Source organism: Burkholderia sp. KCJ3K979 (genome assembly GCF_016759955.1).
Lineage (GTDB): Bacteria > Pseudomonadota > Gammaproteobacteria > Burkholderiales > Burkholderiaceae > Burkholderia > Burkholderia orbicola.
This window is the reverse complement of sequence record NZ_JACFYV010000371.1, coordinates 1-3,136: the sequence shown is the minus strand read 5'-3', so window position 1 is coordinate 3,136 and position 3,136 is coordinate 1. Positions and strand designations below refer to the sequence as shown.

Annotated in this window: 3 protein-coding genes; 2 read left to right on the top strand and 1 reads right to left on the bottom strand. The window is 64.5% G+C overall.

The features are described from left to right. Positions 1 to 39 precede the first annotated feature (39 nt). Positions 40 to 873 (top strand): hypothetical protein, encoded by an 834-nt coding sequence (locus tag H3O04_RS34730; RefSeq protein ID WP_272929918.1) that lies wholly within the window; start codon positions 40 to 42, stop codon positions 871 to 873. 134 nt (positions 874 to 1,007) lie between these two features. Here H3O04_RS34730 and H3O04_RS34725 read toward each other — a convergent pair whose 3' ends face one another. After that, complete coding sequence (locus H3O04_RS34725; protein ID WP_202589452.1) at positions 1,008 to 1,952, bottom strand: LysR family transcriptional regulator; 945 nt, start codon at positions 1,950 to 1,952, stop codon at positions 1,008 to 1,010. A 181-nt stretch (positions 1,953 to 2,133) separates the two neighbouring features. Here H3O04_RS34725 and H3O04_RS34720 point away from each other — a divergent pair, with 181 nt between their 5' ends. After that, positions 2,134 to 3,057: a dihydrodipicolinate synthase family protein gene (locus H3O04_RS34720; RefSeq protein ID WP_043888513.1), complete on the top strand. Its 924-nt coding sequence runs from the start codon at positions 2,134 to 2,136 to the stop codon at positions 3,055 to 3,057. Positions 3,058 to 3,136: the final 79 nt, after the last annotated feature.

Genomic DNA, 3,136 nt, shown 5'->3' with positions numbered 1-3,136 from the left:
ATTCGTGAGGGTCGGTGCGCGCGGCACGATGCGCGCGCACTGGCTGCGTTCGTTCGGTTCGTCCAGAGGGGGATCCCGATGAAAGCCGTTGCACTGATCGCATTGACCTGCCTCGCGCTGACCGCTTGCGGCGGCGGTGACGACAATTCCTCGCCTGCTTTATCAGGCGGATCGGGCACGAGCAACAACGGCGGCAGCGGCGGAACGCTGACCACGGGCACATCCGGCGGCAATCCGGGCTCGCCGACCGCGTCGAACGTCGAGTGCGATCCGGTTTACCAGCAGGGCGATACCGTGCAACTGCACATGTATACGCAAGTGAACTCGCAGAGCCCGTCGGTCGACAACGGCGTGTACACGCGGACTTACGCGCCGGCGACGTTCGACGGCGTGGCGCTCACGCAGGAGGCTGAAACCACGACAGGCTCGCCGATCCAGACCAATCACTACTACCTCGTCGGCAATGGCGTACGCACGTACTACGGCGGTGAGGTCTACAGCGGCGGCATGCTCGCGTTGCGGGACGTGAACTCGCCGCCCTACGTCGAGACGATAGGGCTCGCGGGAAGCGAGACGGTGAACTACGTGGATACGCCCGTCGTTCCGTCAGGCGGCGCGCAAACGGCTGTCTCGATCCAGCGGACCTACGTCGCGCGCGAAACGGTCAGCCTCAGGAACGGCAAGGTGTTTGCGAACGCCTGCCATTATCAGACCACGGAGACTACCGCCAACCAGGCGGTGACGACCAAGACGAGCGCTGACGACTGGCTCGCGCCGGGCGTCGGCGTGGTCAAGTCCGTCGCCAACGTCGGCGGCACGCAGATCATCACGCGCGAACTGGAAGCGGCGACGGTGGGCGGCAAGTCGTACTAGATATCGACGAAGATGCGCGCGGCGGATGGAGCAGTTGCGCCATCCCGTCGCGCCGCTCGCCCGACAACACGACACAGTGGCGGACATCGATATCCCGCTCGATCAGGACTGCGAACACACCGTACCCCGGCCCTTCAGATGGAACGCAGGAACGCGGCAGACACGCCCAACCGAAGATCCGACGAGAGATTGCGCGACCGTGCGATTTCCTTCGTGAGCTGCATGACCGTGCGGCACGCCAGCGTCAGTTCGCCGTGCGGCGACATGGCGAGCGCAATGAAGCGCGGCACGGACGGATCGACCACCATCGACGCCTGCAACCGGCATTCCCGTTCCAGATTGGCGATCGCGTAAGAGCCTAGCAACGCATGGATGCCGCCGTCGGCGACGATGTGCCCCTGCAGGCTCAGTGAATCCGCTTCCGCCGCGAAATTGAGCGACACCTGATGTTCGCCCGCGATTTGTTCGAGCCGCTCGCGCCAGCTATTGGGGCGGCAGAAAGAGACCAGCGGAATGCCATCGAGCCTGGAAAACGCGATCGTCGGCTGACTGGTCAAAGGATCGCCTTCCGCCCCCACGAGGTAAGTCGCGGCCTCGACCAGATATTCGTCGCCGTTTCTCGGCGTCGGACTGTTCCGAAACAGGATGGCGAGATCGACGCTGCCGTTCTCGAGCCAGGTTTCCAGCAGCGCCCCTTGACCCTCGCGCACCTGTAACTGCACCAGCGGGTAACGCTTTCGAAGCTGGTGGTAAAGGGTGCTGACGAGGGGATGAGCGGTGGAGGGCAGGATTCCGAGCCTGACCACGCCGATCGGCTCGCCCGCCGTGCTGCGGATGTCGTTGGACAACTGCTCCGTGCTGGCCAGCCAGGTCCTCACGCGCGGCGCGATACGCGCGCCCAGCTCGGTCAATACCACGCCGCGGCCTGTCCGTTGAAACAGACGGCCGCCGCAATACTGCTCGAGCTCGACGATCTGCCGGCTGATGTGGGGCTGGCTGGTTCCGTAAGCAATGGCCGTCTTGCTCAGGCTCCCGAGTTCCGCCGCGTCGATGAATAGCTTCCAGGCCGCATAGTCCACCGCGAAGCCTCCCCCAAGATATGTCAAATCAGTATAGCTGAAATGTGTACTCTGGCTGTTCTCGCATGGGTCGGGCGTCCCTACACTGCAACGCATGCACCGTTGTTCCGGCGCGATGCGCAACGGGCAGCGGGCTCTCCTCTTGGAAAGAGGAGCGGAAAAGCTCACATTTGGAGACGTCATGAAAGCGATCGATCTGCGCGGTTTGGTCCCGGCACCCGTTACCCCTTTCACCCGCGAGGGCGCGGTGGACCATGCCGCCATTCAACGGCTGGGCGCGTGGCTGGGCGGCATCGAAGGCGTCAAAGGTCTGACGGTGCTCGGGCACGCAGGCGAAGGCACGTTCCTCTCACAGAAAGAACAGGCTCAAGTCATCGAAAGCTTCGTGAAGTCCGTCGACGGCAAGATTCCGGTCATCGCCGGTATCACGCTCGAAGGCACGGACGTGGCGGTGGAAGAGGCGAAGCGCGCGGTGGAGGCCGGCGCGTCGGCCGGTCTGGTGTATCCGTCGCACGGCTGGCTGCGCTTCGGCTATCAGAAAGGCGCGCCGCAGGATCGTTACCGCGCGATCCACGAGGGCAGCGGCCTGCCGCTCATCCTGTTCCAGTACCCGGACGCCACCAAGGCGACCTACAACCTCGAAACACAGCTGGAAATCGCCGCGCAACCGGGCGTCTTCGCGATGAAAAACGGCGTACGCAACATGCGTCGCTGGGACGTCGAGATTCCGATCATCCGACGCGAACGTCCGGAACTGCAAATCCTGACGTGCCACGACGAGTATCTGCTTCACACGATGTTCGACGTCGACGGCGCGCTCGTCGGCTACGGCGGCCTGGCTCCCGAACCGCTCATCGAACTGATCAGGGCAGGCAAGGCGAAAGACTACCCGGCCGCCCGCGCGATTCACGATCGCCTGCTGCCGGTGACGCGCAACGTGTATCACCGCGGGTCGCACATGGAAGGCACCGTCGCGCTCAAGCATGGCCTGGTGGCCCGCGGCATCCTCGAACACGCTACCGTGCGCTCGCCGTTGCTGCCGCTCGCGCAAGGCGCGGACGTTGAAATCGCGGACGCGCTTCGTTCGGCCGGCCTCGTCGACTGACTCCCGCGCGGTACGTCCATAGCCGGATGCCGACGGCGCAGCGCCGCCCGCTGTGCCGTTGGCATCGAGCAGTCGGGGC

Excerpts from the sequence above, each read along its gene's own strand:
- H3O04_RS34720 (WP_043888513.1), top strand. The coding sequence starts at position 2,134 with ATGAAAGCGATCGATCTGCGCGGTTTGGTCCCGGCACCCGTTACCCCT.